Annotated in this window: 19 protein-coding genes; 14 read left to right on the top strand and 5 right to left on the bottom strand. The window is 46.6% G+C overall.

Going from position 1 to position 14630, the window contains the following annotated elements:
- The first annotated feature begins 174 nt into the window (after positions 1–174).
- Positions 175–405, top strand: coding sequence for a cation transporter dimerization domain-containing protein (locus tag ACRJJO_RS00905; protein ID WP_431064106.1), 231 nt, complete (start codon positions 175–177; stop codon positions 403–405).
- A 273-nt stretch (positions 406–678) separates the two neighbouring features.
- Here ACRJJO_RS00905 and ACRJJO_RS00900 read toward each other — a convergent pair whose 3' ends face one another.
- From ACRJJO_RS00900 to ACRJJO_RS00885, 4 genes are all read right to left on the bottom strand, one after another.
- A complete protein-coding gene (locus tag ACRJJO_RS00900) occupies positions 679–978 on the bottom strand; it encodes a type II toxin-antitoxin system RelE/ParE family toxin (RefSeq protein ID WP_431064105.1) in 300 nt (99 codons plus the stop codon).
- Positions 979–980: 2 nt separating this feature from the next.
- Positions 981–1202 (bottom strand): hypothetical protein, encoded by a 222-nt coding sequence (locus ACRJJO_RS00895; protein WP_431064104.1) that lies wholly within the window; start codon positions 1200–1202, stop codon positions 981–983.
- A gap of 126 nt (positions 1203–1328) precedes the next feature.
- Positions 1329–2579 carry an SIR2 family protein gene (locus ACRJJO_RS00890; RefSeq protein WP_431064103.1) on the bottom strand — a complete coding sequence of 417 codons (1251 nt, stop codon included), beginning with the start codon at positions 2577–2579 and terminating at the stop codon, positions 1329–1331.
- Positions 2548–2955 carry a hypothetical protein gene (locus ACRJJO_RS00885; protein ID WP_431064102.1) on the bottom strand — a complete coding sequence of 136 codons (408 nt, stop codon included), beginning with the start codon at positions 2953–2955 and terminating at the stop codon, positions 2548–2550. Before ACRJJO_RS00885 ends, ACRJJO_RS00890 begins: the two co-directional genes overlap by 32 nt.
- A gap of 314 nt (positions 2956–3269) precedes the next feature.
- Between ACRJJO_RS00885 and ACRJJO_RS00880 the strand changes: the two genes are divergently transcribed.
- The 3 genes from ACRJJO_RS00880 (at position 3270) to ACRJJO_RS00870 (ending at position 4399) form a co-directional block, all read left to right on the top strand.
- A complete protein-coding gene (locus tag ACRJJO_RS00880; protein ID WP_431064101.1) occupies positions 3270–3464 on the top strand; it encodes a hypothetical protein in 195 nt (64 codons plus the stop codon).
- Positions 3465–3545: 81 nt separating this feature from the next.
- The gene (locus ACRJJO_RS00875; protein WP_431064100.1) at positions 3546–4181 is read left to right on the top strand and encodes a TIGR01458 family HAD-type hydrolase; all 636 of its coding nucleotides are present in this window, start codon (positions 3546–3548) and stop codon (positions 4179–4181) included.
- 11 nt (positions 4182–4192) lie between these two features.
- On the top strand, positions 4193–4399 hold the full coding sequence (locus ACRJJO_RS00870) for an HAD hydrolase-like protein (protein ID WP_431064099.1): 207 nt from the start codon (positions 4193–4195) through the stop codon (positions 4397–4399).
- A 478-nt stretch (positions 4400–4877) separates the two neighbouring features.
- Here the strand turns inward: ACRJJO_RS00870 and ACRJJO_RS00865 are convergent, their stop codons facing one another.
- Positions 4878–7274: a hypothetical protein gene (locus ACRJJO_RS00865; protein WP_431064098.1), complete on the bottom strand. Its 2397-nt coding sequence runs from the start codon at positions 7272–7274 to the stop codon at positions 4878–4880.
- Positions 7275–7571: 297 nt separating this feature from the next.
- Between ACRJJO_RS00865 and ACRJJO_RS00860 the strand changes: the two genes are divergently transcribed.
- The 10 genes from ACRJJO_RS00860 to ACRJJO_RS00815 all read left to right on the top strand — a co-directional run bounded on the left by ACRJJO_RS00860 (position 7572) and on the right by ACRJJO_RS00815 (position 14614).
- A complete protein-coding gene (locus ACRJJO_RS00860; protein ID WP_431064097.1) occupies positions 7572–8870 on the top strand; it encodes a caspase family protein in 1299 nt (432 codons plus the stop codon).
- Between the two features lie 482 nt (positions 8871–9352).
- Positions 9353–9649, top strand: a complete 297-nt coding sequence (locus ACRJJO_RS00855) for a hypothetical protein (RefSeq protein ID WP_431064096.1) — start codon at positions 9353–9355, stop codon at positions 9647–9649.
- 117 nt (positions 9650–9766) lie between these two features.
- Positions 9767–10063, top strand: a complete 297-nt coding sequence (locus tag ACRJJO_RS00850) for a hypothetical protein (RefSeq protein ID WP_431064096.1) — start codon at positions 9767–9769, stop codon at positions 10061–10063.
- Between the two features lie 117 nt (positions 10064–10180).
- Entirely contained in the window at positions 10181–10477 is a 297-nt protein-coding gene (locus tag ACRJJO_RS00845) for a hypothetical protein (RefSeq protein ID WP_431064095.1), read from the top strand.
- Between the two features lie 67 nt (positions 10478–10544).
- Positions 10545–10856, top strand: a complete 312-nt coding sequence (locus tag ACRJJO_RS00840; RefSeq protein ID WP_404358959.1) for a hypothetical protein — start codon at positions 10545–10547, stop codon at positions 10854–10856.
- A 38-nt stretch (positions 10857–10894) separates the two neighbouring features.
- Positions 10895–12436, top strand: coding sequence for a DUF4384 domain-containing protein (locus tag ACRJJO_RS00835; RefSeq protein WP_431064094.1), 1542 nt, complete (start codon positions 10895–10897; stop codon positions 12434–12436).
- Positions 12437–12446: 10 nt separating this feature from the next.
- Entirely contained in the window at positions 12447–12749 is a 303-nt protein-coding gene (locus ACRJJO_RS00830) for a hypothetical protein (RefSeq protein ID WP_404358955.1), read from the top strand.
- Between the two features lie 89 nt (positions 12750–12838).
- Positions 12839–13429 (top strand): OmpA family protein, encoded by a 591-nt coding sequence (locus tag ACRJJO_RS00825; protein WP_431064093.1) that lies wholly within the window; start codon positions 12839–12841, stop codon positions 13427–13429.
- Positions 13430–13471: 42 nt separating this feature from the next.
- Positions 13472–14245 carry a head GIN domain-containing protein gene (locus tag ACRJJO_RS00820; protein ID WP_431064092.1) on the top strand — a complete coding sequence of 258 codons (774 nt, stop codon included), beginning with the start codon at positions 13472–13474 and terminating at the stop codon, positions 14243–14245.
- On the top strand, positions 14246–14614 hold the full coding sequence (locus tag ACRJJO_RS00815) for a hypothetical protein (RefSeq protein WP_431064091.1): 369 nt from the start codon (positions 14246–14248) through the stop codon (positions 14612–14614).
- Positions 14615–14630 lie beyond the last annotated feature (16 nt).

Raw genomic sequence — 14630 nt, 5'->3', positions numbered from 1 at the left:
GCTGGTTTTTGCTGAGCAATTGGGAATGCAAGGCTGGGAGATTCTCGATCCGGTGATTGCGATTTCAGTTGCAATCGACATTCTTTGGGCAGGTTTGCATCTGCTGCTCCGTACTATTTCGAGATTGATGGGTGCTACGCTGCCGGGGGAAGAACTAGCGGAAATTGTAGGGTATTGGAACAATTTATCACTTCGGATCAAATTGCCTACCCTGCTTTGCGCACCCGCTATGCCGGCGCGCGACGTTTCATGTCGGTGCATGTATTGGTGCCGGGGCAATGGTCTGTACAGCAAGGCTATGATTTGCTGGAAACCATAGAACATCGGAACAAGGCTAGATTCGACCATATCGATATAGAAACACACCTGGAACCGATAGAAGATGCGGCTTCGTGGCGGCATTAGGCAAGGAGTGTAGTAAATACCATACATGAACTTCACCTCTCAGATCATCAAAGGTCTGCTCGACCTGCATGTATTTGATGTCCTCGACATCATTACCCGCCAAGTAAGATGCAATCCTCTGCTCAGCATCAATCCAATATTCTGGTGTCATTTTGCCCCTACTTGCTGACTGTGCTGAAAATATAAAGTAAAGGTAAGGGGCGTGCCGCTGAAGAAAGCCAAGAGAAGCCGCCAACGGGCGGCGCGTCCCTTTGACCATTGTGTTAGGCCAAATTATAGAGATGGCTGGTGCTCTCGGCTTGCGTGCCAAAACGCAAGCACATGAAGGAAACTGCCCTCAGCTTTGTAGTAAATGAAGTACCCTACGCGACTGAGAAAAAGGCGGCGAACGCCAACGGTGCGAGAACCTTTATATTTAGCGCCGATGCCTGGTTGTTCGGCCAACAAAGCCACTGCCTCGCCAAAGTCTGTGGCGATAGCGTTTGGAACGCTGGGGCGGTTTACCGACCACCACTCAGATGCCTTGCGAATCTGGTTTGCTGCTCGTGCGGCGATTCTTATCCGAAGCGCCATGCTCAATTATGCGCGGGAAGAGACTGCAATAGTTCTTCCAAGCTTACATATTCACCACGTTCAATTTCAGCCATGGCCGCAAGTAGTTCGTTTTCTTGGGCCTCGGTAAGTAAAAAGCTTTCGTCAGAACCGCGCGTAACGACGGTTACCACGGCACCCTCGGTAAGAGAGACCCCTTCCAGCACGATTTTTCCGTTGACAACGGTTCCGGTAGCAAGTTGCATAATATGAATGATACTCCGAATTGCTCAATTAAGTTGTTTGCATAATGATACCACCACCTTGCTTACCAAACTCAACGCTTCAATCAGCCGACGCGTTAGCAGTCGGCTGTTTTGATTTGTTAAACGCTACCACCCCCATCTCAACCTATCATAAAGAGCAGCCAATTTTCTATAGTTACTTGCATAGTTAGAGACCCCGTAATCAAACTTCTCTTCATTCTCAATTAGAAACTGGTGGAGGGTTGTCGTGTTAATTTTATCGGCACTAAGAAATGGAATGTAAGCGGAAGCATTTTCTGGAGTACAAGCTTTAATTATTTCATCCATATCCATGTGCCGGTAGTTTCTAAAAAACGGTCTCTTATATGATTCCATTCGCATCTTTTTAATATCACGATAAACAACTTTATCTAGCTGATAACCACTTTCTTTGTATGCTCGCTCACTATCAATTCCCAGCTTGCTTAAATACATAAACACCGGCACATTGGGCGTCGACTTACAAGATTTGGGGGCAACATGTTTAAGAATTTGCTCGCAATCATAGCCTTTATTCTCATGGAGCAAATCTTCGAATAGGTCATTTGTACTAATGCTTTCATAACCAATTGGAGACGGCCCTACAAATTCTTGCTGGGCAACACCTACACCAACTAGAAATTCAACATCATCCTTTGTTTCGATTTCATCAATATCGACAACGCAGATTTTCTTCTCAGGCTCAGCAGATTGAACCAGTTCGTAAAGCTGCTCTTTGCAATAGCGCAAAACTCTGGCTGGAATTTTTCTTTTTGTTGAATGGATTGCTTTATATACTGGTAAGAAGTCATTTGTTTTAACTAAGACCAGTGGTATTTGTATCCTGTCGATAGTCAAGTAGGTATCAGAAATATTTGGCTCTTCTCCTTCAGACAAACGCTGAACAAAAATAAGATTTTTCCTCAATTGCTCAATGTTGTCTTTTCCAATACATCCGGAGATTGCTTTCAGCAAACTGCTAATGTTTTCATCTGCGATAGAGTAACCAATAAACACAACGGGATGCTCTACAAACAAAGTTATCAACTTTGCTGCAAGATAAGTGTTTTTTTCATTAAAAGAGTCATAATCGGAATCAGTCAACACCAATGAACCAGCGCTGGTGGAACACCCATGAATCTTATAAATTTCACCTATTTCTTGAGGGTTTGAAAACAGCAACTCTTCCTGCCCAATGTACGTTTTATACTCTGGAAACAGCTGCTCGATGAACATATCCCAGTTAGTCGTAATTACGCCATCGACATTCAAATTCGCTAACAACCCGACCTCTTCAGAATAATCAGACTCTTTAGCTTTAGACTGATCAAGAGTTGGATAGATAGTTACAGATTTCAATTCTTAGGGCAGAAGTTTCATCTTTAATTTTAGATTTGTAGCGTTCGACGTTACCTGCATACTCTGGTGCTGTCCACCAGTATTCATTAAAATCTTTTGCTAAAAGAGCAGCCACTTTTGGGTAATTTCCATTGGCAGCTGACAAATAGTATTCGAAAGGTTTTCCTGCAACGCAAAACTTGCTAAGGAACCCGCGCCAGTCTTCAAGACCTAAATATCTCCGTGAAAAACCAGATCCTAAGAACAAAAAAGGCCCAGCTGATCGGCTTCGAAAGATATCAACTAATTTGTTTTCCATTTCACATTTATTCTCGTTCATAGCCTCATCATTCTTGGCGTTTAAGTCATTATCTTGACCGTGATATCTTAACTGCATGAAACAACTGTTGACAAAGATTATCCTTGATCTCCTCTTTTTCTGCCGGATAACATGCAAATTGAACATGATATATAGGTATCGATAACTACATGATTGATCAAACAATACCAAAAGATAGCAAATAATCTTCAGTTCAGACTTCACATCACTTTGAAAATCAAGGAGCAATTCAGTTTCTTATGCTGGAAATTCTAATCGATTTACGCACTTCTGCCATATCATCAATATGGACGATGGACTTATTCGTTACATGCCTAACATGAAACCGAAACCTTTCGCACTTGATAACTTCGTTTGCAACGGCTGAACCGGTGGAAAATTCTGCCAAAAAATCCGAAGAAGATTTTATCGGCCGTTGCGGTCAATTGGTAAATACTGAATCGCTATTCGGCATCGTACAAATGCAAACAGCAATCGTCTTTTGCATTTCTCTATTTACCCTCCGTGTCTGGATAGTTCCACTTGGCCTTGGCGTAAACAATGAGGCTGAAATTTCGAATATTTGATAAATCTGCAAAATTCCTTTTTGAAAACCTCCACTAGCCTTTCGATAACTCAAAATTCAAACCCGAATTGTTATCTTCTTAATGGCTCTATGGGCCATGATGCGGCAAAATCACTTTTTGAAACGAATCGAGGATTTCCGAATGCCAAAACTATCTTTAATCCAAGGTATTCTTTTCGACCTCGACGGTGTTTTGTATGTCGATTCGAACGTCATCGAAGGCGCCGTCGAGGCTATCGCCGAGATCAAACGGCGCGGTTACCGTTGCCGTTTCATCACCAACACCAGCACGCTGTCGGCCGCTTCGCTGCACGACAAAATAACCCTCCTCGGCTTCGATATAGACGAGCGGGAGATCGTCAGCGCGACGCGCGCCACGTTGATCTACCTCGAACAATTCGGCGATCCGGTCTGCCATTTGCTGCTCGCCGACGATGTCAGACACGATTTCGATCGGTTCCGGCAATCGGATACTCAGGCCGATTTCGTGATCGTCGGCGATATCGGCGACCGTTGGTCTTACCCGGTTCTGAACCGCGTCTTTCGTCTGCTGACCGGCGGCGCGCGGCTGATCGCGGTCCACAAGAACCGCTTTTGGCAAACCGAGCAGGGCCTGCAAATGGATATCGGCGGGTTCGTCAGCGCGCTCGAATACGCCAGCGGCCAGCAGGCGACGATCATCGGCAAACCATCGCCCGATTTTTCCGTGCGGCGCTGACCGAATTGGAATTGCCCCCCGAACACGTCGCGATCGTCGGCGACGACATCGATTCCGACATCGGCGGCGGTCAAAATGCCGGCCTGATCGGCATTCTGGTGAAGACAGGCAAATTCCGCAAAGCCTATGCGGACGCCAGACGCGTGATGCCGGATTTGATCATTTCATCGGTCGCCGAGCTGCCGGCTCGACTGCCTATCAAGGTCGCCGGTTCTTAACATTCAATTCGGACGCAAGTTTGGCTTAGCAGCGCGCTTCCCTACCTTCTCGATTTTTGAACTTCCTTGCGTCAGGCTATATTTGCAAAGAGCGAATAAAATAGGCTATGTTCGCGTTAATAGTTGATACCTATTTGAACTCAAAGTCAGCAGAAACCAAAGGATATACCTCTGAATAACTTGCTTTTTTCAATATTGAGCGGATTCTTGAAAGGAGGGTACGGTTGCTCGATTGGCAGGTGTCGGCGGCAGGGAAAGCCGCCGTCAAGCCTACATGGAGGTATTTACGGCGTCCTGTCAAGCGAGTAATCGTACCCTCTTCCACGCTCAGAGTATGGGAAAGTAATCATTGACTATTTCCTAAATGGTTTATTTAGTAGGAAAGAGACCGTTTCAACTGATCACGCGAACGTAGCCATAAAAAAGCCCCGCCACATCCGTGAGCGGGGCTAATTATCAAGCACGAGTAGTGCTTTTATCAGAAAGGCGTACAGAATTCGCCGAGTTTACTGATATTCACACAGGCTTTAGGCATCGGATCGAAAGCCACTTTACCGTCGGCAAGCGATTGTCCGTTCATTTGAGCGCTGAGATTACCGCGAATGCCTTTGATATCGAGCGTTAGATCGATTTTACCGCCGACATCGAGATCGATCACCGGTAAGTCGGGCAAAGTCAATTTCGCGACCTTTAATGCCGCTTTCGCGCTTTCCAAGCCGATAATCAATCCGGACACGCGCGGATCCAAATCGATCGGCAATGTCGAGATACCTTGTTGAATACCGTACAGAACCTGTTCGGCAGTCCACAATACCCCTTTGGCGGCCGCCATCGCAACATTCAGTCCGGCAATCGCTGTTTTGGCAACCCCTATCTGACCCAGCTTATAAGTACGATACCCGGTGTAGGCGATCCAAGCGGCCGGTTTTTTGTGCCAAGGCTTTTTGTTATACCATCTTTTTTTAGCAGCAATTTCGCCGTTATATTTTTTAATCAAACCGTTTTGATAGTTGATCTTCGACTGCAACGATTTAACGCCATTTTGCGCACTAATGACTTCGGCACGGGCTTTTTCCAGATTAGCCGCATCGCGGTCCCGATCGGCCTGCACTTGTTTCCGCGCTTGATCGACCAAATACCCGGCTTCTTGGACTTTTTGTTCGGCCTTCAGTACGCCTTCCCTCGCTTTGTTCAACGCGGCGGTAATATCGCCGATCGGCAAATAGATGCCTGCGTTACCGGTCAATAAAGGCCCTTGGTTGGTAATTTGACCGCCCATGCCGATCTCGCTGAGCGGCGTGACGAATTTTCCGTTGATGAAAAAACCTTTGGCGCTGATATCCAAAGCAACCGGCGACAATCCGACGCCTGCAACCTGCATTTGACCCGACATACGAACATAGCTCAATTCCGGACGGGTAAACGGAAAGAAGATGTCGACATCGACCGAACCGCCCAATTTTATCGACGGATGAATGCTTGAAGATGTCCGTCCGCGCAACCGGATACCTTCGACCGTTACCGTCAGATCGGCACTGTTGACTGCTAGATTATTCAGATTGACGCCGACCAGTTTGCTCAGTCCGGCGGTATCGTAGCCGAACTGACCCTTGGCCCGCAATTGCGTCAGCACTGGATTGCCGCTGCTGATATAACCCGAAACCAGTGTTTTGTTGGCCGGTGTGAACGGTACGAAAGACGGTAAAAACGAATAATTCGGATCGTTGATTCCGCTGAAATAGGTGGCCTGTTCGTCCTTGGTTATCGTAACGCCTGCAGTGGCATTGCCGAGCGGAAACGAAAAGTTCAGGAAATTCGGAATCAGATCGAACGAAACCTCGACTTTGCCGTTACCGCCTTGCATATAACCTTCTTTGCCGATATACGTGACGATTTCGCCGTTGAGTTTGACGAATTTATACAGCGGTAATTCGGTTTCTATGTACAGATGGCCTTTGAATTCCCCCGCTCCTTCCGGTATTCCCCATATTGTTTCCGGTCTGAATGGAATACCGCCCTCGAACGAAAACGCCAGATCGCCTAAATCGGGTAATGCCGATTTGGCGGTTTCCGAGGCGGCGTCTTTGACTGCATCGTTGTTTTCTTTAGTATCCCCGCCGTTTTGCTGCTCCCGCTCCTTTTTCCTCTCTTCGTTGGCTTGTTTAGCCAAATCGATTGCGGCTTCCGATTTTTCCGCTACCAATTCGCGCGTGTTTTGTGAAATGAAAAAATAAGGCTCTTCTAGATCGAGAATAAAGGTCACGCTTTTATCGCCGGGCACCGAAAAATTGAACGGATTATCGCCCTCCTGATTCATTCCCAATAATGCATTAAGCGGCATATCGAACGCCAAACCGCTTTGGAAATGAAAAAACAAATAAGCCGGCTGCTTGATATCGTTAGGATCGCCTTCCGGGTCTTTCGGGTTTTCCGCTAAAGGCAAGGTATAGCCGTCCGACTCAAGCAAAGATTTCAACATTTTTCTGCCAGCCAATCCGACTGCGGCCAGCGGTTTGGCGGTAAAGCTCGCACCAGCCAACAGAGGTACTGACGGAAAGGGCGCTTCGGCAACGCCGTAGACTTCGAATCCGATATCGGTATTGTCGGTATTTCTGGAAAAATACAACTCTGCATCCAGTAACGGCACATTGCCCGCCGGGGTTTTGACTATCAAATCCCCGATCATTTCATAACGGTCGCCGTCTCCGTAAAAATCGGCAACTCCGGACTCGATCGCCAAACTTTCATGTATCGAGATCGAACAACGGTAAGCATCGCAACTGACGCCTTCAGCACCGAACGCGGTCGACATCAACGGAATTTGCAGTAAAGCAGTCATAAATAGCTTTACCATCGGTTTTTTTCTTGTTTTCATGGCACACACCCTAAGTTAATAATTGAGTTACGATTTAGCGCAACTCCATCGTATGCGGATTAACTTAGGAACTCTGTGCGATATTCACCGGGTATTCGGGTAATAAACACGATCGATTTGCCTATCGCGTCATTACAATTTGTCATCCGAACTTTTCGGCAAACTTACAGTGCATCATGAATTTATCACTTGAAGTCGAGCGGCCTTTCAAATGAATCCATGAACCATAAATATAAATCGCCGCTATAATTATGTGAGGACACGAGCTATTTCTAGTCGTCTTTATACCGTAACACTATGAAAAATATATATTTTAACATCATCATTACGGCATGTTTATCGCTATCGGCATGCGCGCCGAAACGTCACTATACCGACAACATACCGACTCGCCCCCTCGCTTCAGGAACAAGTACCCAAACCCGCGTATCGGCAGCGGTTGAGGAATGGCGAAATAGCGGCGTCAAGGTTTCGGCTGGGCAGAATTATCGGATATCGGCCAAAGGACAATGGCGGACTTATCCGACCTGCAATTTTACCGGCCCCGACGGCATCGGTTTATACAAGGCGTGGTGCGATAATTCTCCGTTATTCCCCACGATTATCGACGGATATAGTCATTCGACTCTAATCGCTAAAATCGGCCAACAGGGAAAGCCTTTCGTAGTCGGTTCGGACGTCACGTTTACGGCATCCGAAGACGGCCCCTTAATGTTCAGAACTAACGACGTAATCAACGGCAACCACGACAACGAAGGTTATGTCGATGTCGAAATTGCCTTTGCCGATTCTAATCCTGCAATCGCATCACCAAATCCCGCAATGATCACCCTGCCGCCCGGCACCCAACATTTGTCGGAAACATCGCCAACAATGCAATCCATGCCTAGCGCCGCCATTGATGCTATCGGAACTGTTCCGCTGCGCCGTACGGCCTTAGTTATCGGAAATAGTGCTTATGCCTTCAGCCCGTTAAAGAACCCGGTCAACGATGCCAAAGCCATGGCCGACTCCCTGAGCCGTTTAGGGTTTGAGGTCACGTTATTGCTCGATGGAAATCAAGAGCAAATGGAAGCGGCGATCGATAAATTCGGCCGGCAAATGAGTGCGGGAAAATTAGTCGGTTTATTCTATTTCGCCGGCCACGGTGTTCAGGTCGACGGGTCAAATTACCTAATCCCGACGGATGCGGTCATTAAAAGGCAGTCCGATGTCCGTTATAAAGCGGTCAATATCGGACAAGTATTGGGCGCGATGGAAGGCGAAGATAATTTGCAAATCGTGATTTTGGATGCCTGCCGGGACAATCCGTTGCCGCGCAGTTTCCGGAGTGCCGGCCGGGGCCTCGCCAAAATAGACGGACCAAAAGGCACCATTATCGGCTTTGCGACCAGTCCCGGTTCGGTTGCCGCCGACGGCGAAGACGACAACGGAATCTATACCAAGCATTTGCTCAATACTATGCAAGTTCCCGGACTCACGATAGAAGAAGTTTTCAAACGGGTCTTGCAAGGCGTCAATCAAGAAACCGGCGGCCAACAAATCCCTTGGATGGAATCGTCGTTTACCGGCAACTTTTTGTTTATACCGGAATAAATCGTGACAACAACAAAAGTGATGACTATTCTTGACAAAGACGGTCAATTATTGTTGCATGCAATTCGATTTTTTTAATTCTTCTCTTTTTATTCTTAAGACCAACCTAATTAATCGGTTTTGAATAATTACACTGAGCAAAGAATTGCGATTTCTCAGAAGGTGGGGAGAAAATCATCGTATCCATCCTTATTTTTAACTAGAACCGTCTTACAGTCTCTGCCAATAATAAGACGTCGCAAAAATAAGTAACGCTTGTACTCAGGCTCTAATGCGCCTCAAAAGCTTGCCAGTCCATGGCGGAATGAGGGGTTTACGTTAATTTAATGGTAGCACCGTCTTTAGACGAATAAAGAGGAAAGATTGCTGGCAATTTCCTGCCGGTCACTAAATCACAAATCGAATGTGAATGTTTCACATCGTAATTTTTCAAGGATGATTACACTGACCTCGAACTTTTAAAACCACCCAGGAGAAACCACATGAAAACATTATCTACTTCACTGCTTGCATTGACTTTAACTGCCGCCGTTTCGTCTTCCGCGTTCGCCGAAGGTTCGAAAATCGAAAAATCCACGTTGATCAATGCGTCCAAAAACACCTTGACTAATACCCAAGCGATCGGAAAAAACAGCTCGGCCAATACCGGCTCGATCAGCGTCGAAGGTTCTAAGGTCGAAAAATCCACGGTGATCAACGCATCGAAAAATACCTTAACCAATACCCAAGCAATCGGAAAAAACAGCTCGGCTAATACCGGTTCGGTCGATATTAAATAACGAATTTAAGCTTAGGATGTGAATAAATCACGTTTTTTCCGTGATTACTTTACGCCCTTAAACCCGAGGCTCGGTTACACTGACCTCGAACTTTTAAAACCACCCAGGAGAAACCACATGAAAACATTATCTACTTCACTGCTTGCATTGACTTTAACTGCCGCCGTTTCGTCTTCCGCGTTCGCCGAAGGTTCGAAAATCGAAAAATCCACGTTGATCAATGCGTCCAAAAACACCTTGACTAATACCCAAGCGATCGGAAAAAACAGCTCGGCCAATACCGGCTCGATCAGCGTCGAAGGTTCTAAGGTCGAAAAATCCACGGTGATCAACGCATCGAAAAATACCTTAACCAATACCCAAGCAATCGGAAAAAACAGCTCGGCTAATACCGGTTCGGTCGATATTAAATAACGAATTTAAGCTTAGGATGTGAATAAATCACGTTTTTTCCGTGATTACTTTACGCCCTTAAACCCGAGGCTCGGTTACACTGACCTCGAACTTTTAAAACCACCCAGGAGAAACCACATGAAAACATTATCTACTTCACTGCTTGCATTGACTTTAACTGCCGCCGTTTCGTCTTCCGCGTTCGCCGAAGGTTCGAAAATCGAAAAATCCACGTTGATCAATGCGTCCAAAAACACCTTGACTAATACCCAAGCGATCGGAAAAAACAGCTCGGCCAATACCGGCTCGATCAGCGTCGAAGGTTCTAAGGTCGAAAAATCCACGGTGATCAACGCATCGAAAAATACCTTAACCAATACCCAAGCGATCGGAAAAAACAGCTCGGCCAATACCGGGTCAATCGATATCAAATAAATCTTAAACTTAATGGGAACCGGTCCGACCATTTGGTCCGGTTTCCCTCATGACGAGGAAGACGGCTATGTCACTCATTCGATTGTGTACTTTTTTACTCATTATCGGCTTGCCCGTAACGCCGCTTCTAGCCAACGATTTAGACGACGGTATCGGCATTGATGAACCCATCAACGATAACATACAGCTCAATCCCAATATCGATTTTATAAAACGCAATGCCTTGGCAAAGGCGCGACGCAAGACCGATCAAAATTCCGGTTGCGGCGGTACAGGTAATCAAACCTTCGGTCCGGGCGCCAATTTGCAAAATGCCACCATTGTCAACCTTTCAGATAACAGACGCGCCAATTCAGTCTGCATCGAACGAAGACGATAAGCGTCCGAACACCAAATTTTTAGAAACGAGGTCGTGTTATGAACAACTATAAACTCACTAGCGGTTTTCGAATCATTGGCTTGCCGCTCTTGCTCGTCGGCTGCGGTTTAAATCCGCAGAATGCCGATATTGGGCTCAATGAAACACTACCTGAAGCCAAGATCACTATTTACCAACGCGCAATCAATAGATTAGGCTTGATGACCGAAATATACAGCAACGAGCCGGTCAAAATCATGTCCAAGGAAGTGTTTGATAATACCGGGACTTCGGTAGCAACAAGTGGTGAAATTCCGCGCGACATCACTGAAATGGTCAAGAGCACCTTGAACGGAATCGGCGGGAACGTGCTTTACATTCCTTACGAACCCGAATTCATGCTCAATACCGCTCAAACCGGTTATAGCGGCTATGAGGATAAAATTCTGCCTCAGGTCATTTTATCGGGCGGTATCACCGAGTTCGATCGAGGCTTAGTCACGCAAGGAGATTCGTTCGATGTCGATATCGAAGTCAAAGAATACGGGCTTAATTATTCCGATCAAAACAAATCTTCGTTGGCCAGCGTCACATTGGATTTTAATATGATCGATTTCAAGACTTTTACCGGCATACCGAGAGTTCAGGCGATCAACGGTATCAAATTACATAAAGCCACCAAAGAAGACAGTATCGGTTTCACGATTAAAAGTGTCACTTTCGGGGCCAAGGGCGAGATCAAAAAAGTCCAGGGTAGACACGCCGCCGTCCGTTTGCTGGTACAACTCAATATTATTCAATTAGTAGGACGCTATCAAAAATTGCCTTATTGGCGTTTGATACCCGGTGTCGAACCCGACGATGTCGTAATCGATCAAGTCCTAGCCGATTATTATTCGTATACCCGCCCGGAACAAATAGCCAAGGTTCAAGAATTGCTTTATTTACACGGCTACAATGTACAGCCTAGCGGACAACTCGACGGACCGACGCAAAGCGCATTACAAAATTTTGTTCAAAAACACGGCTTACCGGGAACAGACTTGAATCAAGAGCTTTATCTTGCCTTATATGAGAACGTTCCTTTGAATCATGCCACCCGGCAACTGCGCAAAAATCTGAAAGGACAAGGAGATGTCCATTATGCCGCTCAAGAGCCGATAACATATAAACCAACGGCTCCAACACCGGCACCGCAACAATTTATCGACGCTTCGCCTACTCCCGGAGCGTTATCACTTAGAACCAACAAATCCGAGTACCGTATCGGCGAACCGATGCAAATCGATTTCACGGTCAGCGAACCGATGTACGTCCGTATCGTTCTGATCAATTCGGAAGGCAAAATTGACACGGTTTTCCCGAATATCTATCAACCCGATAATTATTGCTTACCTGGCAAAACCTACAGTATACCCGCGCCCGGTGCCGATTTCACAATCGATGTTTCTGGACCTACCGGCACAGATAAACTGAGAGCTATAGCCGCTAAAAATCCGATTCCGGCCGATGCATTACATTTTACTAACGACGGTCAATTCGACGATTCCAAAATAGCGGCCAACTCGGTTAAAGCCGCAATCGACTATGTCATTCGATAAGGTAAGCATTATGAAAAAATTAACATTAATCTTACTCGCCGGCCTAATTTTACAAGCCTGCGAAAATGCTCCGGTCAGACGCGAGGAAATGATTTCCGAACATCCGGAGTGGGACAAGGAAATGGTCGAAGTCATCAAAGCCGGCTATCTGGTCAAGGGCATGGATCAAAACCAAGTTAAAGCGGCTTGGGGAAGGCCTTGCTGGAGCTGTACAGGCACCACTTCCGGAGATTGGGGCGAAGCCTGGGAATACTCCACTCAAGTGGTATTTTTCGACAAAAACGGCAAAGTTACCCGTTGGGAACAAAAATAAGGAACTATTCAGTCCTCCGGCAATTATTTTTGAACCGGTTTGATGAATGACACGAAACATTTCGTTTTAAAATTAAAGAGGTTAGTACCATGAAACCACATCACTCTATCACCGCCGCCAGCGGCATTCTATTACTCGCTTTATATGCCCAAACCGTTACTGCAGAGCAAGTACGCATGTACGATGCTCCGCCCAGCGCCGAGGAAATGGGCAAAGTTCTGTTCGGAGGACAAACGAACGGCACTCCGGGAACCATGAAAATGCGTTCTATCAATTTCCAACCCAAAAGGAATGAGCGGGCCGACGATTTAGCCACCGCCGAACGAGTCGAAGCGGAAAAAACCAGTATCGGTTTGCCGATTAAATTCGCCTATAACTCGGATGAAATTTTGCCCGAATCACTTCCATTTTTGGAAGAAGTCGGAAAAATGATGACGATGTCCGATTTTGTCGACAAACGTTTGATCATCGAAGGCCATACCGATGCGGCCGGGTCGGCCTCTTATAATCTGGATTTATCTAGACGCAGAGCTCAATCCGTAAGAAATTATTTAGCGCGTAATTTCGGCGTCTCTTCAAATAGATTGACTACCAAAGGACTTGGAAAATCCAAACCCCTTCCGGGCCGGGACCCGTTCGATGCGGTTAATCGCAGAGTTCAGTTTTATAGTGCGAATTAACAACGCGGCTTTTTTATTCGATTCGTCATCAGGAGACGCGCTATGACAACGCAAGGAAAACAAACAACCGATTTCCGGCCCGAACAAAGGGCCGGCCGCCGATCTCTGACTATCGGTCTGAGCTTGGGCCTATCAGTTTTATTACCCTCACCGACCGATGCTGTTGCAGGCCAAGCGACGACCGGCAAAATTATCATCGACGGTGTCGTTTACGGCGGCAGCGATGCGCGTATCGAACAAGGCTCCGGAGTTTTAGGCAAAGAACACCGCGACGTCGAGAAGTTCCGGGCTATCCATGTTGCCGCCGGAATCGACCTTAATTATCGTAACGGCCCGGCGCAAAGTATCGAGATCATCGGCGACCGAAATTTGATTCCGATTATCGAAACATCGGTTAGCGGTAGCGTTTTGACGATCGCCAGCCGAAAAAGCTATCAACAACATTTACCGCTGACGATCGAAATAACGAGCCCGCGTCTGGATTCGCTTGCTCTCCATGGAGCCGGCGACATTCGCCTAACCGCTCTCAGACAAGAGTCGTTTGCTCTGACGCTCAACGGAAGCGGCAATGTGACCGCCGACGGACAGATCGACCGTTTCAGCGTGACCGTCAATGGCGCCGGCGATATCAATGCACAAGGATTGGTCAGCAAGTTGGCAGATATCCGGTTATCGGGTTCCGGGGATATTTCAGTTACTGCACGGGAAACATTGAAAGCCTATCTGATCGGTAGCGGCGACATTATCTACTACGGGCATCCGGCACACATCGAAAAACGCATAATCGGCAGCGGCGATCTGCAACCGGGAGATTAAATGAAATTCACATGGCGCTGCGCTTGGGTCATTATGGCCGGTTCCCTCCTGATACTCGTTAACGGTTCTGCGCAAACCAATCAATTGGCGGGGATCACATTCAGCGAATCGGAATCGCCGGCAATCAAACCGAAAGCGATGACTAAGCCGGAACTCAAGACTAAAAAAGATCAATGGCATGAGTTGCACGGTAGTTTGAATAACCAATATGTTTTTTTGATAGTGAAAAAAACCGGAACAAGAGACGTCACCGGCTATTTATTCGACGGCAAAGGCAACAAAAAATACGTTTACGGCGAATGGTTCAATCGAAATTTACAGGTGTACGATCAATCCAACAAGCTGTTGAATATTTTACTATATCCTTAGGTTTAACCATCTATGA

Source organism: Methylotuvimicrobium sp. (assembly GCF_050611805.1).
GTDB lineage: Bacteria > Pseudomonadota > Gammaproteobacteria > Methylococcales > Methylomonadaceae > Methylotuvimicrobium.
The sequence above is the reverse complement of the archived record's forward strand: the minus strand, read 5'-3'. Positions and strand labels throughout refer to the sequence as shown.

What these genes read in the sequence shown, in the direction of transcription:
- ACRJJO_RS00900 (WP_431064105.1), bottom strand. Translation starts at nt 978, where the DNA reads ATGGCGCTTCGGATAAGAATCGCCGCACGAGCAGCAAACCAGATTCGC.
- ACRJJO_RS00895 (WP_431064104.1), bottom strand. Translation starts at nt 1,202, where the DNA reads ATGCAACTTGCTACCGGAACCGTTGTCAACGGAAAAATCGTGCTGGAA.
- ACRJJO_RS00885 (WP_431064102.1), bottom strand. Translation starts at nt 2,955, where the DNA reads ATGCAGTTAAGATATCACGGTCAAGATAATGACTTAAACGCCAAGAAT.
- ACRJJO_RS00875 (WP_431064100.1), top strand. Translation starts at nt 3,546, where the DNA reads ATGGCTCTATGGGCCATGATGCGGCAAAATCACTTTTTGAAACGAATC.
- ACRJJO_RS00865 (WP_431064098.1), bottom strand. Translation starts at nt 7,274, where the DNA reads ATGAAAACAAGAAAAAAACCGATGGTAAAGCTATTTATGACTGCTTTA.
- ACRJJO_RS00860 (WP_431064097.1), top strand. Translation starts at nt 7,572, where the DNA reads ATGAAAAATATATATTTTAACATCATCATTACGGCATGTTTATCGCTA.
- ACRJJO_RS00855 (WP_431064096.1), top strand. Translation starts at nt 9,353, where the DNA reads ATGAAAACATTATCTACTTCACTGCTTGCATTGACTTTAACTGCCGCC.
- ACRJJO_RS00850 (WP_431064096.1), top strand. Translation starts at nt 9,767, where the DNA reads ATGAAAACATTATCTACTTCACTGCTTGCATTGACTTTAACTGCCGCC.
- ACRJJO_RS00845 (WP_431064095.1), top strand. Translation starts at nt 10,181, where the DNA reads ATGAAAACATTATCTACTTCACTGCTTGCATTGACTTTAACTGCCGCC.
- ACRJJO_RS00840 (WP_404358959.1), top strand. Translation starts at nt 10,545, where the DNA reads ATGTCACTCATTCGATTGTGTACTTTTTTACTCATTATCGGCTTGCCC.
- ACRJJO_RS00835 (WP_431064094.1), top strand. Translation starts at nt 10,895, where the DNA reads ATGAACAACTATAAACTCACTAGCGGTTTTCGAATCATTGGCTTGCCG.
- ACRJJO_RS00830 (WP_404358955.1), top strand. Translation starts at nt 12,447, where the DNA reads ATGAAAAAATTAACATTAATCTTACTCGCCGGCCTAATTTTACAAGCC.
- ACRJJO_RS00825 (WP_431064093.1), top strand. Translation starts at nt 12,839, where the DNA reads ATGAAACCACATCACTCTATCACCGCCGCCAGCGGCATTCTATTACTC.
- ACRJJO_RS00820 (WP_431064092.1), top strand. Translation starts at nt 13,472, where the DNA reads ATGACAACGCAAGGAAAACAAACAACCGATTTCCGGCCCGAACAAAGG.
- ACRJJO_RS00815 (WP_431064091.1), top strand. Translation starts at nt 14,246, where the DNA reads ATGAAATTCACATGGCGCTGCGCTTGGGTCATTATGGCCGGTTCCCTC.